Annotated in this window: 13 protein-coding genes and 1 pseudogene; 7 read left to right on the plus strand and 7 right to left on the minus strand. The window is 71.1% G+C overall.

What is annotated here, in order from left to right; translation table 11 throughout:
- Positions 1-189 precede the first annotated feature (189 nt).
- Together ACZ7LS_RS06805 and ACZ7LS_RS06810 are read left to right on the plus strand one after the other, a co-directional pair.
- Complete coding sequence (locus tag ACZ7LS_RS06805) at positions 190-1,053, plus strand: helix-turn-helix domain-containing protein (RefSeq protein ID WP_385132129.1); 864 nt, start codon at positions 190-192, stop codon at positions 1,051-1,053.
- A complete protein-coding gene (locus ACZ7LS_RS06810; protein ID WP_385132132.1) occupies positions 1,053-1,268 on the plus strand; it encodes a DUF397 domain-containing protein in 216 nt (71 codons plus the stop codon). The genes ACZ7LS_RS06805 and ACZ7LS_RS06810 overlap by 1 nt, the downstream gene beginning before the upstream one ends.
- Before the next feature lie 122 nt (positions 1,269-1,390).
- Here the strand turns inward: ACZ7LS_RS06810 and ACZ7LS_RS06815 are convergent, their stop codons facing one another.
- Positions 1,391-3,382, minus strand: a complete 1,992-nt coding sequence (locus ACZ7LS_RS06815; protein ID WP_385132134.1) for a heavy metal translocating P-type ATPase — start codon at positions 3,380-3,382, stop codon at positions 1,391-1,393.
- Positions 3,383-3,476: 94 nt separating this feature from the next.
- On the opposite strand from ACZ7LS_RS06815, the gene ACZ7LS_RS06820 reads away from it, so the two are divergent.
- A complete protein-coding gene (locus tag ACZ7LS_RS06820) occupies positions 3,477-3,902 on the plus strand; it encodes an ArsR/SmtB family transcription factor (RefSeq protein WP_385132137.1) in 426 nt (141 codons plus the stop codon).
- Positions 3,903-3,944: 42 nt separating this feature from the next.
- On the opposite strand, the gene ACZ7LS_RS06825 is transcribed toward ACZ7LS_RS06820, so the two are convergent.
- Both ACZ7LS_RS06825 and ACZ7LS_RS06830 read right to left on the minus strand, forming a co-directional pair.
- Positions 3,945-5,567, minus strand: coding sequence for an N-acyl-D-amino-acid deacylase family protein (locus tag ACZ7LS_RS06825; RefSeq protein WP_385132140.1), 1,623 nt, complete (start codon positions 5,565-5,567; stop codon positions 3,945-3,947).
- 121 nt (positions 5,568-5,688) lie between these two features.
- Positions 5,689-7,050, minus strand: coding sequence for an amino acid deaminase (locus ACZ7LS_RS06830; protein WP_385132142.1), 1,362 nt, complete (start codon positions 7,048-7,050; stop codon positions 5,689-5,691).
- Between the two features lie 160 nt (positions 7,051-7,210).
- Here ACZ7LS_RS06830 and ACZ7LS_RS06835 point away from each other — a divergent pair, with 160 nt between their 5' ends.
- From ACZ7LS_RS06835 to ACZ7LS_RS06850, 4 genes are all read left to right on the plus strand, one after another.
- On the plus strand, positions 7,211-8,392 hold the full coding sequence (locus tag ACZ7LS_RS06835; RefSeq protein ID WP_385132145.1) for a sugar kinase: 1,182 nt from the start codon (positions 7,211-7,213) through the stop codon (positions 8,390-8,392).
- The gene (locus ACZ7LS_RS06840) at positions 8,389-9,153 is read left to right on the plus strand and encodes an IclR family transcriptional regulator (RefSeq protein ID WP_382526483.1); all 765 of its coding nucleotides are present in this window, start codon (positions 8,389-8,391) and stop codon (positions 9,151-9,153) included. Before ACZ7LS_RS06835 ends, ACZ7LS_RS06840 begins: the two co-directional genes overlap by 4 nt.
- The gene (locus tag ACZ7LS_RS06845; RefSeq protein WP_385132150.1) at positions 9,150-9,560 is read left to right on the plus strand and encodes a RidA family protein; all 411 of its coding nucleotides are present in this window, start codon (positions 9,150-9,152) and stop codon (positions 9,558-9,560) included. The genes ACZ7LS_RS06840 and ACZ7LS_RS06845 overlap by 4 nt, the downstream gene beginning before the upstream one ends.
- A 163-nt stretch (positions 9,561-9,723) precedes the next feature.
- On the plus strand, positions 9,724-11,196 hold the full coding sequence (locus tag ACZ7LS_RS06850) for a GntP family permease (protein WP_382526478.1): 1,473 nt from the start codon (positions 9,724-9,726) through the stop codon (positions 11,194-11,196).
- A 19-nt stretch (positions 11,197-11,215) separates the two neighbouring features.
- Here the strand turns inward: ACZ7LS_RS06850 and ACZ7LS_RS06855 are convergent, their stop codons facing one another.
- From ACZ7LS_RS06855 to ACZ7LS_RS06870, 4 genes and pseudogenes are all read right to left on the minus strand, one after another.
- Positions 11,216-11,923: a CocE/NonD family hydrolase C-terminal non-catalytic domain-containing protein gene (locus ACZ7LS_RS06855; RefSeq protein ID WP_385132210.1), complete on the minus strand. Its 708-nt coding sequence runs from the start codon at positions 11,921-11,923 to the stop codon at positions 11,216-11,218.
- Positions 11,848-12,885 (minus strand): annotated as a pseudogene (locus ACZ7LS_RS06860) (CocE/NonD family hydrolase); the annotation flags it as partial. The pseudogene ACZ7LS_RS06860 and the gene ACZ7LS_RS06855, both read right to left, overlap by 76 nt.
- A 126-nt stretch (positions 12,886-13,011) precedes the next feature.
- Positions 13,012-13,302, minus strand: a complete 291-nt coding sequence (locus ACZ7LS_RS06865; protein WP_382526722.1) for an ABC transporter permease — start codon at positions 13,300-13,302, stop codon at positions 13,012-13,014.
- 9 nt (positions 13,303-13,311) lie between these two features.
- Positions 13,312-14,970: a hypothetical protein gene (locus ACZ7LS_RS06870; protein ID WP_385132153.1), complete on the minus strand. Its 1,659-nt coding sequence runs from the start codon at positions 14,968-14,970 to the stop codon at positions 13,312-13,314.
- Positions 14,971-15,135 lie beyond the last annotated feature (165 nt).

Consider the following 15,135-nt stretch of genomic DNA (forward strand, 5'->3'; position numbering starts at 1 on the left):
GGTTCGGGTGGCGATGACGTGCCTCACGTGTCTGATTCGTAGAGTCACGAGACGCCATGGTGAGTACTCTGCACCTGGGACCCTGCAAAGTGTCAAGTACCTACTTTGGCGGTCATCGAAAGCTTGTTGCCCTCACAGTCGACGGGCGGCACACTTGACCTGCAAGAAGAAGGAGGAGGCGGCCCGAACGTGCCCATCAACAGCAACCCGACGATGCGTCAACGGCGCTTGGCCAGGCGGCTTCGCGATCTGCGAACGGCGGCCGGACTGACGCATGCCGACGCGTCCAAGGTGCTTGGCTCAGCCGAATCGAAGGTCGGCCGGATCGAGAACGCGCAGTCCGGAATCCGGCTGCCGGATCTTCGTGCCCTCATGGATGCCTACGGCGTCACCGATCCCGACGAGCGAAACGACATCGAACTCCTGTCGCGCGAGGCGAAGCAGAAGGGATGGTGGTCGCGCTACGCCAATGTCGTCGACGCCGGGTACGCGGCGTACGTCGCCGTCGAATGGGACGCGTCGGAGATTTACAACGTCGAGACCAATCTCATCCCCGGGCTGTTGCAGACTCCGGAGTACACGAAGGCGCTCATCGAGTTGCAGGCGCCGGACGCCACGTCCGAACAGGTGGAAGTGCTGATCAACGTCCGGAGCGAGCGCCGGACCATCCTGACCCGCAAGAATCCGCTTCAGCTGTGGGTGATCATCTCGGAGGGCGCGCTGCGCCATCGCGTCGGCAGCTCCGCCGTGATGAAAGCGCAGCTGGAAGCCCTGGTGGAGGACAGCCGGCAGGCGAACATCCAGTTGCAGGTGCTGCCGGACGAGGACCCCATGAACGCCTGTCTCTTCGGCCCGTTCGTCATCATGAGTTTCCCGGCCTCGGCCGAGACCGACATCATCTACGCGGATTCTCCGACCAGTACGACGTACTTCGAAGAGCCACCCGAGGTCGAGACGTATACGACGCTGTTCCGTCGTCTCAATATGGCCGCGGCGAATGTCACCAAGTCAAGGGCGCTCATCCAAGGCGCCATCAAGAAATGGGATAGCTGATGAAGCCGTATATCGAGTCCGCTTCGGCCGCCGGCCTGGAGTGGGTGAGGTCCTCGTACTCGGGAGTCAACAACAACTGTGTCGAGGTCGCCGTGCCGTCCGGCGGCGGTCGTGCCGTACGTGACAGCAAGAACCCCGGCGGGCCCGCGCTGCTGTTCAGCGCGGACGAGTGGCAGGCGTTCGTGCGTGGCGCGGCGGACGGCGAGTTCAGCTGATCGTCATCGCATGCGGCTCGCTCATGACCAGGAGCGCCCGGCCACCGCGGTGAGCCGGGCGCTCTTCGCCGTCGGTGAGCCGGGCCGCCCCTGTGTGGGGCGGCTCTCCTGGCGTGGCCGGCTCACCGTACGTCCCCGGTCGCGCGGTTCCAGGCGGCGTCGCGCAGCAGACGCAGTCCGTTGAGGCCGACGATGACGGTGGAGCCCTCGTGGCCGAGAACGCCGAGCGGCAGGGGGAGATGGCCCGCCAGGTCCCAGATGACCAGGCCGGAGATGAACACCGCGGCGATCACGAGGTTCTGCACCACCAGGCGGCGGGCCGCTCGTGAGAGGGCGATCACCCCCGGGACGGCGGCGAGTTCGTCGCGGACGATGACGGCGTCGGCGGTTTCCAGGGCGAGGTCGGAGCCGGCGCGGCCCATGGCGATGCCGGTGTGGGCGGCGGCCAGCGCGGGGGCGTCGTTGACGCCGTCACCGATGACCAGCACCTTGCGGCCACGGGCCGCCAGACGCCGTACCGCCTCGACCTTGTCCTGCGGCAGGAGTCCGGCGTGGACATCGTCTCCGGCGATGCCGACCTCGGCGGCCAGCCGGGCGGCGGCGCGCGGGTTGTCGCCCGTGACCAGCATCGGGGTGCTGCCGGTCAGCGCGGCCAGCGAGGAGACGGTGGCGGTGGCGTCGGGGCGCAGGCGGTCGGCGATCCCCAGCACTCCGACCGGGGCGCTGTCGCGCAGGACCAGGACGGCGGTGCGCCCGCCGTCCTCCAGTTCCGCCACCACCTCGACGGCGTGGGCCGGAAAGCTGCCCTCGTTGTTGGCGAGGAGCCGGGCAGGGGCCCCGGCCGCGACCGTGTGTCCGCCGACGCCCGCGGTGACGCCGACACCGGGGACGGAGGCGAAGTCCCGCATGTCCGCGACGGCCACGCCACGGGTGCGGGCCGCGTCCACGATCGCGCGGGCCACCGGGTGTTCGCTGGGGTGCTCGGCGGCGGCCACCAGCGCCAGCAGGGCGTCCTCGGTCAGGCCGGAGCCGGGCAGGGGCCGGATGTCGGTGACGCGGGGAGTGCCCTCGGTCAGGGTGCCCGTCTTGTCCAGGGCGACCGCGTCGACCTGTCCGAGACGCTCCATGACCACGGCGGACTTCACCAGGACGCCGTGGCGTCCGGCATTGGCGATCGCCGACAGCAGCGGCGGCATCGTCGCCAGGACCACGGCGCACGGTGAGGCCACGATCATGAAGGTCATCGCCCGCAGCAGCGAGCCGGTCAGGTCCGCGCCGAGCGCGAGAGGGACCAGGAAGACCGCCAGGGTCGCGAAGACCATGCCCAGGCTGTAGCGCTGCTCGACCTTCTCGATGAACAGCTGAGTGGGCGCTTTGGTCCCGGAAGCCTCCTCGACCATGGCCACGATCCGGGCGATCACCGAGTCGGAGGGGTCGCGCTCGACCTTGATCCGCAGGGCGCCGGTGCCGTTGAGCGTGCCCGCGAACACCTCGTCACCGGTCTCCTTCGCGACCGGCAGCGGCTCGCCGGTGATGGTGGCCTGGTCCACCTCGCCTGCCCCGTCCACGACGCGGCCGTCCGCGCCGATCCGCTCCCCGGGGCGGACGAGGACGGTGTCCCCGACCACCAGGTCCTCGGTCGGGACCGTCGACTCGCCGCCGTCGTCACCCAGCCGGGTGGCGGTGGCCGGGGCGAGGTCGAGCAGCCCGCGCACCGCGTCCTGGGTGCGGGCGGTGGCCAGGGCTTCCAGGGCGCCGGAGGTGGCGAAGATGACGATCAGCAGCGCGCCGTCCATCACCTGTCCGATCGAGGCCGCGCCGATCGCGGCGACGATCATCAGCAGGTCCACGTCCAGGGTCTTGTTCCGGAGCGCCGTCAGCCCGGCCCAGGCCGGTTCCCAGCCGCCCGTGACATAGGCGGCGGCATAGACGGGGCCCCACGACCAGGCGGGCGCGCCGGTCAGCTGGAGCGGCAGCGCGGTCAGGAACAACACCAGCGCGGCGGCGGCCCAGCGTGCCTCGGCCAGGGCGAACACCCGGGTACGCCGCCTCGGCGCCGTACGCGAAGGGGCGGGAGCTACGTGTTCGGGCCACTGGATCAGGTCGGAAGGCACGGCAGAGCAACCCTTCAGGGCGGAGGACGGCGACACATCCACCATACAGGAACACATGAACAGGTCTTCATGTGTCGTCGGTAGGATGGGCGGCATGGGTCACGGAGCCGACGACAGGAACCACGCCACCCCCCGCGAACGCCTGGACGCGGCGGGGGCCACCGATGTCGCCGCCACTTTGCAGGCCCTGGCCACCCCCTCGCGGCTGTATATCCTCGCCCGCCTCCAGGAAGGCCCCTGCTCGGTCGGCGACCTCGCCGAGGCCGTCGGCATGGAAGCCTCCGCCTGCTCCCACCAGCTGCGCCTGCTGCGGAACCTCGGACTCGTCACCGGAGAACGCCGGGGCCGCTCCATCGTCTACGCCCTGTACGACCACCACGTGGCCGAACTGCTGGAACAGGCCCTCTTCCACGTCGAGCACCTGCGACTCGGGCTGCGCGACGCACCCGCCGAGACGACGGGGCCGACCGAGGTGACGGGGCCGGCCGAGGTGACGGGGCCGGCCGCGGTCCAGGCGTAGGCCCAGGCCCAGGCCCAGGCCCAGGCCCAGTACGCCCGTACGTCAGGGTGTGCGGCGTACCGCGCGGCCCGCCAGGACGTTCGTACGGCGGCCGTCCTCGATCACGAACCGGCCGTCGATCAGCACATGCGGGATGCCCACCGGCAGCGTCCGCGGTTCCTCGAACGTGGAGCCCGCCGCGACGGTGTCCGGGTCGAAGAGGACCAGGTCCGCGCGGTAGCCCTCGCGCACCAGGCCCCGGTCGGGGAGCCGGAGCCGGGCCGCCGGGCGCCCGGTGAGGTGCGCCACGCACTCCTCCAGCGACAGGACGCCCAACTCCCGCGCGTACCGGCCCAGATACTGCGGGAACGTGCCGTAGGCGCGCGGATGCGGCTTCGCGCCCTGGAGGATGCCGTCGCTGCCGCCCGTGTGGACGCGGTGGCGCATGATCTGCCGGACGTTCTCCTCGTGTCCCACGTGCTGGAGGATCGTCGAGCCGAGCCGGTCCTCGATCAGCAGCCGGCGCGCCGCGGTCCACGGGGCCTCGCCCGCCCGCGCCGCCGACTCCGCGACGGTCCTGCCCACATGGTCCGCGAGACCGGGCACCGAGACGCCGGAGATCTCGATGGTGTCCCACTCGATGGGCACGCCATGACAGCCGTCCGCGCCGACGACCTCCATGTGGTGGCGGATCCTCTCGGCGGTCGCCTCGTCGCGCAGCCGCTCCAGGATCGCGTCGGGGCCGCCCTCGCTCGCCCAGCTGGGCAGCATCGCGACGAGCGTCGTGCACCCGGGCGTGTACGGGTACGTGTCGAGCGAGATGTCCGCGCCCGCGTCCAGGGCCTCGTCGAGCAGCGTGAGCAGCTCGGGCGCCCTGCCCTTGTTCACGCCGAAGTTCATGGTGGCGTGGGCGAGATGGAGGGCGCAGCCCGCGTCCCGGGTGAGCGTCACCATCTCCTCGTACGCCTGGAGCGCCCCGGCGCCGTACGAGCGGTGATGCGGGCAGTAGTAGCCGTCGTACCGCGCCACCACCCGGCACAGCTCGGCCAGCTCCGAATCGTTCGCGTACATCCCGGGCGTGTAGGTCAGTCCCGAGGACATCCCGACCGCGCCCTGCTCCATCGAGTCCGCCACCAGCCGCTTCATACGGGCGAGTTCGGCGTCCGTCGCGGGCCGGTCGTCCCAGCCGACCGCGTACATACGGACCGTGCCCTGCGGGATCAGATACGCGGCGTTGACCGCGATGCCCCCGCCGTCGAAGCCCTGGCCCTCGAAGGCGCGGTCGAGCCGGTCGAGATAGCCGCCGACCGTCCGCCAGTCGAAGTCGATGTCCGAACCGTCGCCGTTCCAGCCGGTGATCGCCCGCCGGACCTGCGCGAGGGTCGTGTCGTCCACGGGCGCGTACGACAGCCCGTCCTGGCCGAGCACTTCGAGCGTGACGCCCTGCGCGGCCTTCGCGGAGTGGTCGGGGTCGCGCAGCAGGGCGAGATCGCTGTGCGCGTGCATGTCGATGAAGCCGGGGGAGAGGGCGAGCCCGGCGGCGTCCAGGACGCGGGCGCCGGACGGGCGCGGCTCGCCCTCGCGCCGTATCGCCGCGATACGGCCGTCCTGGACGCCGACATCGGCGCGGTACGAAGGGCCGCCCGTGCCGTCGACGACCCGTACGTCGCGAATGACGAGATCCATGTGCGAAGGCCCTTCGGAGGTCGGAGGTCGGAGGTCGGAGGTCGGAGGTGGGTGGTCGGTGGTGGGTGGTCGGAGGTCGTCAGGGTTCAGGGTTCGGAGTTCGGGGTTCAGGCGGCAGCGGTCAGAAGAACGTGCGGATGAGGTCGATGACCGTGCCGTCCGCCTCCACCAGCGGGATCAGCTGCCACTTGTCGAACGACGTACAGGGGTGGGACAGCCCCATCCCCACCCAGTCACCGACCTCCAGGGCGGCTTCCGGCGTCGTGGTCAGCCAGCCGTGCTGGTCGGACAGGCCCGTCACCGTGATCCCCGTCGCCGGACGGATCTCGCCGGTGCGGCCGTCCCGTACCACCTGCGCCACCGGCAGGTCGAGGTCGTACGCCGCGTCCCGCTTACCGGCGTTGACGAACGCCTGCCCGGCCGACGGACGGGAGACGACCTGCGCCCAGAGCCGGAAGGCGGGCTGGAGGGACCCCTCCTCGGGGACGCGGTTGAAGGGGGTGAGATGGCGGTAATGGCCGTCGTCGTGCGAGACGTACGCGCCGGAGCGCAGCAGCTTCAGCACGGGCCGGGAGAGCGCGGGGATCTCCGCGAAGACGTCGGCGACCGCGTCGAACCAGGCGCTGCCGCCCGCGCTGAGCACGATCTCGTCCGTGTCCCCGAACCGCCCCGCCGCGTCGAACTCCGCCGCCAGCGCGACCAGTCGGCGCAGCCAGGCGCGGACCGTCTCGCCGTCCGCTCCCGGGACCTCGCCCTCGTAACCGGCGATCCCGGTCAGCCGCAGGGTCGGTACGGCCGCCACCGCGTCCGCGACCGCCGCGCACTCCGCCTCCGTACGCGCGCCGGTACGCGCCCCCTCACCGGCGCCCAGCTCGACCACGACCTCCACCGGGCGGCCGGCTCCCGCGGCCCGCAGGGCCTCGTCCATCAGCTCGACGCCGCGCACGGAGTCGACGTAGCAGATGAAGCGGAAGCCGGGGTCGCGGTCCAGCTCGGCGGCGAGCCAGCGCAGCGCCGCCGCGTCGACCACTTCATTGGCGAGGAAGATCCGCTGGATGCCGAACGCGCGGTAGACGCGGACCTGGTGGGGCACGGCGGCGGTGATGCCCCAGGCGCCGCGCTCCAGCTGGCGCGCGAAGAGCCGCGGCGCCATGGAGGTCTTGCCGTGCGGCGCGAAGGCGAGGCCGTGGCGCTCGGAGTAGGTCTCCAGGAGCGCGAGGTTGTGCTCGACCGACTCGGCGGAGAGGGCGAGGACAGGAGTGGTGAAGCCACCGGTGAACAGGGAGCGGCGCTCGGCGGCGAGCGCGCCGACGGTGAGGCCGTCGGCGTCCGGGGGGAGGGCCTTGAAGCGGTGGTCGACGCGCTCGTCGCTCAGCTCCTTGAGGCCCTTGAGTCCCTTGAGCCCGCCGGGCCCGCTGAGCCCGGTGGACTCGTCCAGCTCGTTCAGCTCGTTCAGCTCGTCCGTTCGTCGGCCGGCGGCCATGGAGCCTCCCCTATGTCGATCTCGTTGCAGCTCGTTGCAGTACATGCAATGGCCATTGCGCATATCGCTGAGGGCTGTCTAACATCCGAGCCGACAGCGGGTCAATGGTGACCCGTCACGGTGACCGACCCAGGTCGGTCGAGCGGCGAGGAGCCCCAGAGTGACCGGAACCGTAGACACGGACCTCCACCCCGGCGTGGATGTCGTCTGCCTCGGTGAATCCATGGTCACCTTCCTGCCCTCGCTCCCGGGCCGCCTCGCCGACGTCCCCTCCTTCGCCCGTACGATCGGCGGCGCCGAATCCAATGTCGCCTGCGCGCTGGCCGCCGCCGGGCACACCGTCACCTGGGTCAGCCGGGTCGGCGCCGACGGCTTCGGCGACCATCTCGTCGACGCGATCGCCGCGTACGGGGTCGACACCTCGGGCGTACGCCGCGACCCGGACCGGCCCACCGGCATCTACTTCCGTACGGCGACGGACCGCGCCACCGACGCGCACGAGGTCGCCTATTACCGCGCGGGCTCCGCCGCCTCCGCGATGGCGCCGGGGAGCCTGTCGTACGACGACCTGTGGGCCGGGCGCGTGCTGCACGTATCGGGCATCACGGCCGCGCTCTCGGACGACTGCCTCGCCCTGATGCGTGAGCTGACCACCCGCGCGCCGGGACGCCCGCTGCTCTCCTTCGACGTCAACCACCGGCCGGGGCTCTGGCGCGACGGCTCGGGCGCGCGCGTCCTGCTGGAGCTCGCCCGGGGCGCCGATCTGGTCTTCGTCGGTGAGGACGAGGCGGCCGAGGCGTGGGGCCTGCACGGCGGGGACGCGATCCGGGCCGCGCTCCCGGAGCCGGCGACGCTGGTGGTGAAGCGGGGGAGCGCGGGGGCGACGGTCTACGAGCGGGGCGCGGCCGGCCCCGGCGCAACCGTGGACGGGGGCGCGAGCGGCGGCGTGGGCAGCGGTCCTGAGGGGGGCGCGAACGGGGGCGTGGGCAGCGGGCCTGACGGGGGCGTGAACGGCGGCGTGGGCAGCGGTCCTGAGGGGGGCGCCGACACCGTCACGTCCGTACCCGCGCTGCGCGTCGATGTCGTCGCGCCCGTCGGCGCCGGGGACGCCTTCGCCGCCGGATTCCTCTCCGCCACCCTCCGCGGCCTGCCCGCCGCCGCCCGGCTCCGGCACGGCCACCTGATGGCCGCGGCGACCCTCACCGTCCCCGGAGACCTCGGTGCGCCACCCTCCCGGGCGGACGCCGACCGCCTCGTGGACCTCGACGACGCCGCCTGGGGGACACTTCGTCTCGGCCCCGGGTGGACGGCGGCCACGGAGCAGGAGGTACGTACCCCATGAGCCAGACCGTCGACCGGGCACTGAGCATTCTGCCGCTGCTGGCCCAGGGCCCCGCCGACCTCGGGAGGGTCGCCGACCGGCTCGGCGTCCACAAGTCCACCGCGCTCCGGCTGCTCCGTACGCTCCATGAGCACGGGCTCGTCTACCGCCAGCAGGACAACCGCTACCGCCTCGGCGCACGCCTCTTCGCGCTCGCCCAGGAGGCCGTCGAGAATCTCGACATGCGCGACATCGCGCACCCTCATCTCGTCACGCTCAACAGCCAGTGCGGCCACACCGTCCATCTCGCGGTGTACGAGGACGGCGAAGTCGTCTACATCGACAAGGTCGAGAGCCGCTATCCGGTCCGGATGTACTCGCGGATCGGCAAACCGGTGGCGATCACCGTGGCCGCCGTCGCCAAGCTGCTGCTCGCCGACCTCCCCGAGGCGGAGCGCCGCGCGCTCGCCGAACGCCTCGACTACCCCATGTACACGCCCCGTTCGAGCCCCAACGCGGCCGCCTTCCTCAAGGAGCTGGCGACCGTACGCGAACAGGGCTGGGCCACCGATCTCGGTGGCCACGAGGAGTCCATCAACTGCGTCGGCGCACCCATCCGGGGTGCGGACGGCCGGGTCGTCGCCGCCATGTCGGTCTCCGCGCCGAACGTCGTCGTCACCGCGGAGGAACTCCTCACCCTCCTCCCGCTGGTGCGTCGTACCGCCGACGCGATCAGCGGGGAGTACTCCGGCACCACCTATCCCAGCAAGGACGCTTCATGACCGACAAAACCGCACTGACCCCGTCGACCCACACCACCCCGCCGGCGAAGTTCTCGCACGGCGTCCGCAAGGGCAACATCCTCCAGGTCGCGGGCCAGGTCGGCTTCCTGCCGGCCGTCGAGGGCCAGGCGCCCACCGTCGCGGGCCCGACCCTGCGCGAGCAGACCCTCCAGACCTTCGCCAACGTCAAGGCGATCCTGGAGGAGGGCGGCGCGAGCTGGGACGACGTCATGATGGTGCGCGTCTACCTCACCGACGTCGACCACTTCGCCGAGATGAACGAGATCTACAACGACTACTTCGGCGAGCAGGGCCTGAAGGAAGCGCCCGCCGCCCGTACGACGGTGTATGTGGGCCTGCCCAAGGGGCTGTTGATCGAGATCGACGCGCTCGCCGTCCTCGGCTGAGCCGTCGCCCCGGCCCGTCCTCTCGCCCCCGTACCGGGAACCCCCACCGCTGATCGCTTTACGCGCACCCGCGCCGCCCCACGGCACGGCGCCCGCCGACCGGGCGCCGTGCCGCGATCCCCCCATGCCCGATCCCCCCCATGCCCACGACCAGAGGCTCCCCATGCTGCTCGCCGCTGACGCACCACCGGAGACCCCGCCCCGCACAGGCGGTCTGCTGCTCCTGATCGACGGCACCGCCGGTCTGCTGACCGTCGCCGCCCTCGGCATCGTCCTGCTCCTCTTCCTGATCATCAAGGTCAGGCTCCAGCCCTTCGTGGCGCTGCTCGGCGTCTCCATAGCCGTCGGCCTCGCGGCGGGCCTCTCCGTCACCGAACTCTTCGGTACGGTCCAGAAGTCCGCCGCCGTCTCGATGATCGAGACCGGGATGGGCGGCATCCTCGGCCATGTCGCGATCATCATCGGACTCGGCACGATGCTCGGCGCGATCCTCGAAGTGTCCGGCGGCGCCGAGGTGCTGAGCGCCCGGCTGCTGAACCTCTTCGGCGAGAAGCGGGCCCCGCTCGCCATGGGCGTCACCGGGGTCGTCTTCGGTATCCCGGTCTTCTTCGACGTCGGCATCTTCGTGCTCGCGCCGATCGTGTACGCCGCCGCCAAGCGGTCCGGCAAATCGATCCTGCTGTACGCGATGCCGCTGCTCGCCGGCCTCTCGATGACCCACGCGTTCCTGCCCCCGCACCCCGGCCCGGTCGCCGCGGCGGGACTCTTCAAGGTGGATCTCGGCTGGGTCATCCTGATGGGTGTCGTCGTCGGCGTCCCGGCCGTCCTCGCCGCGTGGGCCTACGCGGCCTGGATCGGGAAGCGCCTCTTCGTCGACGTCCCGCAGGACATGGTGGAGGCGGCGGAGGAGGCCAAGGCCGCGGTCGCCGCCGAGCAGCGCGCCTCGGGCGTCACCCCCAGGGAGACGCCGGTCGCGCTCGGCACGGTCCTGGCCATCATCGGCACCCCGCTGATCCTGATCCTCCTCGCGACCTTCTCGTCGATCGCCCTCGACCCGTCGACGGGCCGCTCGGTCATCGAGTTCTTCGGCCACCCCTTCGTGGCGCTGACGATCGCGCTGCTGCTCGCGTACTACCTGCTGGGCATCAGGCGCGGCTGGTCCCGCAAGTCCCTGGAGACGGTCTCCACCGCCTCGCTCAAGCCGGTCGGCAACATCCTGCTCGTCGTCGGCGCCGGCGGTGTGTTCGGCGCGGTCCTCAAGGGCAGCGGGATCGCGGACGCCCTCGCCGACACCTTCAACGACGTCGGCCTGCCGGTCATCCTGCTGGCCTGGCTGATCTCGGTCGTCCTGCGCGTCGCCCAGGGTTCGGCGACGGTCGCGATCGTCACCACGGCCGGCATCGTCGTGCCGCTCGTCGAGGGCCAGGACCTCTCGCAGGCGCATCTCGCCCTGATCATCATGGCGATCTCGGCGGGCTCGATCTTCGCCTCGCACGTCAACGACGGCGGGTTCTGGATGGTCGCGAAGTACTTCGGCATATCGGAGCGCGACACCCTGAAGTCCTGGACGGTCCTGGAGACCGTGCTGTCCGTGGCGGGCTTCGTGGTGGCGGCGCTGCTGAGCCTGGTCATCTAGACGTTGTCCGGTCGGTCGGTCAGGTGACCGTTCCGGCGGGCGGCCCCGGCCGGGCCCGCCCGCCATGGGGCGGGCGGTCGGCGGGGTCGTCGTGGAGGAAGGGGCCGCAGCCCGTGAGGTCGTTCTTGAGGTTGGAGAGACGGGCGCTGGGACCCGGGTAGACGTAGTCCCGGCCGCGCACCTGGAGTCCGAGACGGTAGCCCGCGGGGATGACCAGGGACGTCGGGAAAATCTCGATGTCCAGTTCGTAGACGGCTCCCGGCTCCAGCGGCTCGGCGCGGTCGTGCGGGTGGAAGGGGCGGTACGGAGTCGACAGCCCGGGGTCGAGACGGCGAGGGGAGGCGCGCAGCCGGCCCTGGCCGACGGGGGTGTGCGGATCCAGCGCGCCCTGGAAGACGACCTCCTCGCCGCTCGGCGAGTAGACCCGTACGACCAGGAACAGATCGGCGTCGGTGGTGGTGGAGGAGACGAACAGCTTCGCCGCCAGCGGGCCGGTGATCTCGGTGCGCTCCGGCAGCGGGGGGTGCTGAACTCCACACCGTCGCCCGACGCCAGGAACCGGACCGTTCCACCGGCCGCCGGCGCCTGCCGCGCGAGCGCGCCGTCCGCGGTCGGATACAGCCGGGTCCAGCGCGTCGACGGCAGCGGCCAGGCGTCCTCGCCGCGTTCCGTGAAGGTCCCGTCGACCCGCCGGATCTGCGACTGCACCGCGGGCCGGTCCTCCCAGCCGTCGCGCTCGTCCTTCAGATACCGGTCGAAGAAGCGCAGCTGGAGGTCGACGCCGTAGTCGGTGCAGAAGAGCGGCCAGTGCGCGTGGCCGTGCAGCTCCAGCCACTTGCGGGTGGACGCCGCCCGTACGAACCCCTCCACATTGCCGCGCAGATGGAGCCCCTGGCCGCCCCAGTTGCCGCAGCTCAGCACGGGAACGTCGATCGCGTCCCAGTGCGCCGAGCGGTCCCGGTGGTACGCGTCGTCGAAGGCGTGCGCCCTGATGTCCGCGCCGAGGTCGGTACGGTTCGCGGCCAGCTCCGCCGGCTGGGGGACCTCGTCGCCGCAGATCCGCTGACCGGTGTTCGGATCGCGGCCGCCCGCCTCACCGATCCCGTACTGGACCGTCTTGACCTGCATGTCGTACCAGTTGTCCCAGAAGGTGGAGCGGATACCGCCCTGGTACGCGCCGTCCCGGTAGAAGTCCGCCGCGCCCTCCCAGGGGCAGATCGCGGCCAGGTGCGGCGGGCGCAGGGAGGCGACGTGCCACTGGTTCATCGCGTAGTACGAGATGCCGTTGAGGCCCACCCGCCCATTGCTCCACTCCCGGGTGCCCGCCCATTCGACGCAGTCGTGGAAGTCACGGGTCTCACGCGGTGAGAAGGGGTCCACCCGGCCCGGCGAGCGGCCGGTGCCGCGCGAGTCGACCCGTACGCAGGCGTATCCGTGCGGCACCCACTTCTCGGGATCGACGACCTCCCAGTTCTGGTACTTGTTCGAGGTGCCCGCGACCGCGTCGGGGTGGTCCCGGGCCATCGCCTCCCAGGCGCTGGGATACCCGCGCTGGAAGGGCAGCCCCTTGGCGTACGGGCCGTACGTCATGATCACCGGCACCGGCTCGTCGGTCACCGGCCGGAACACGTCCGCGCGCAGCACGATCCCGTCGTCCATCTCGACGGGTACGTCCCACTCGACGCGCATTCCGTCGATGAGCTGCGTAAGGAACGGCTCCGGGCCGCCGTCGTCGGGCGTGTCCTCGCTCCTTGCCTCAGTGGTCGGTTCTGAGTGGTCGGTACGTCAAAGTTCGGTACTTCAAAGTTCGGTACTTCAGCGGTTGACGTGCGGATGCCAGGGGGCCAGTCGGCGCAGCGCCGTCTCCGTACCCGCCCGCGCGACGATGCCGAGCGTGGCCAGGACGAGGACCGCGACGAACGCGGCATCCTGTTCGAACGAGTGCGCGTTGCTGAGGATGTAGGTGCCGAGCCCCGGCAGGCTCGCGAGGAACTCCACCGCCACCGCGCCGACCAGGGCCCTGCCCACCGCCACCTGGACTCCCGCGATGATGAACGGCAGCGTCGAGGGCAGCAGCACGTCGAGGACCACCCGTAGCCGCGACAGCGCGCGTGGTCAGGTGGGGATGGGCTTGGTCCGCGTGCAGTTCTTCCATTCGACCCAGGGCCGGGCGCCGCCGTTCTTGGGGCCGGTGGCGTAGGTGGGGTCGCCGGTGATCGTCTGTTCCTTGGACTCGTGGGTGAGTTCGATGCCGAAGAGCTTGAAGCCGAGGCTGACCTGTCCGGCGGAGAGGCCGAAGCCGATGCCGAGGGAGGCGTTCCACCAGTCGGTGTTGGCCTCGTAGTCGAGCCTGCTCAGTTTTCCCTTGTCGTGGAGGAGCCGTTCTAGGGGGCTCGCGTCGGGGCCGGGCACCTCGGCCGCGTCCGTGGGGGAGGGCAGCGGATTGCCGGCCGGGTCGCCGTTTCCGCGCAGCCAGTCCTCGACGGTGGTGCTGTCATCGTCGTTGTCGAGGATGAGTTCGGCGGACTCGGTGTGTATCCGCGACTCGGTGGATCCGCCGCCACCGCCGACATCGATGGTGACGGGACCGGCGTTGGCGCCTGCCTCGACCTTGCCGCCGACGCCTTCCCCGGCCTCCTGGCTGGTGGTGATCAGCAGCTTCTCCGGGTGGTGTGCGGCGCCGTCCGCTTCCTCCTGGTCGTAGGCGGCCGCGTCGTAGGTGACGGAGACCTGCTGCATCCGCTCGCCCGTGGCGACCCCCAGCGCGCCGGCCGTGCCCTTGACGGTGAAGGTGTAGATGAAGGTGATCTTCCCGGCGTTCGGTCCGCTGTGGGAACGCATGACCACCACGTCCTCGGTCATCGTGCCGGAGGCCAGCTCCCCGGAGAACTTGCCGCCCTTGCCGCCCGTGAACTTTCCGCCGAAGCTCACCGAACCGGACGCCTCGGTGGAGGTCTTGGTGATGTCGACGTCCGGCGCCAGCTCCGGATCGAGATCGGGCTTCTTGGTGGCCGCGTCCTGCTGGCAGGCGCCCATCGCCGCACCGGGGTTGTAGCCGCTCTGGAACTTGCAGCCGTCGTTCGCCTTGAGGTACGCGGCGAACTTCTGCGCGTCCTCAAGGTTGGCCGCCAGGTCGGCCTGGGGGTCGCCGCTCTTGTTCCCGTTGAACAGCCACTGCCCGCCGTTGCCGCTGCCCGCCAGGTAGGTGCCGCTCAGCTTGGCGCTGCCGCCCCATTCCTTCAGACCCGGGATGCCGGCGGAGATGCTCGCGGTGACCCCGCCCGAGGTCTCGTTCACCCGCTCCAGGGTGACGGTGCCGTCCGACCACTGCTGGAGCTTGACCGTCTCCGAGCTGCTGATCTTGATGAAGACCACCTGGATGACGACGGTGTCCTTGGTCTGGTCCTGGGACAGCAGACACCGAGCGGGCTCGAACGGATCCCCGTTGGGCACGAAGGGATCGCCGCCGCCGCCTCCGCCGCTGTCGCCTCCGCCGCCCCCGTCCCCACCGCCCGCGTAGTCGCCGGAAGAACACGCCTCGGCCCCGCTCAGCGGGTGAAGTATTCGGCACACCGCGCTCTTCAGCCCGGTCGCCTCGTCGGCGGGCACGCTCAGGCCGACTATCCCCGCCACGACCAGGGACACCACCCCGACCATCGCGGCGTACTCGGCCCCGCTCTGCCCCCTGTCGCTCCGTCCCCGGGCATGCCCGAGCCCGAGCGCGTGCCCATGCCCACGCCCGTACCAACTGTGGAACCTACCGGCGTCCTTCACCTGTTCTCCCAGCTCACGCCGTCGTCGTGACCCCCCGAGCGGGAGCAGCCTAGGAACGGGCGAGGGCCCATGCGGGGGCCCACGGGCCCAGCCGGGGGCCCAGCCGGGGTCGTTCCGGCAGGAGTTCATCCGCCGGTTGATCACCGGCCCCCTCGGTGCCGCCCG

It is taken from the genome of Streptomyces sp. NPDC039430 (assembly GCF_055639435.1).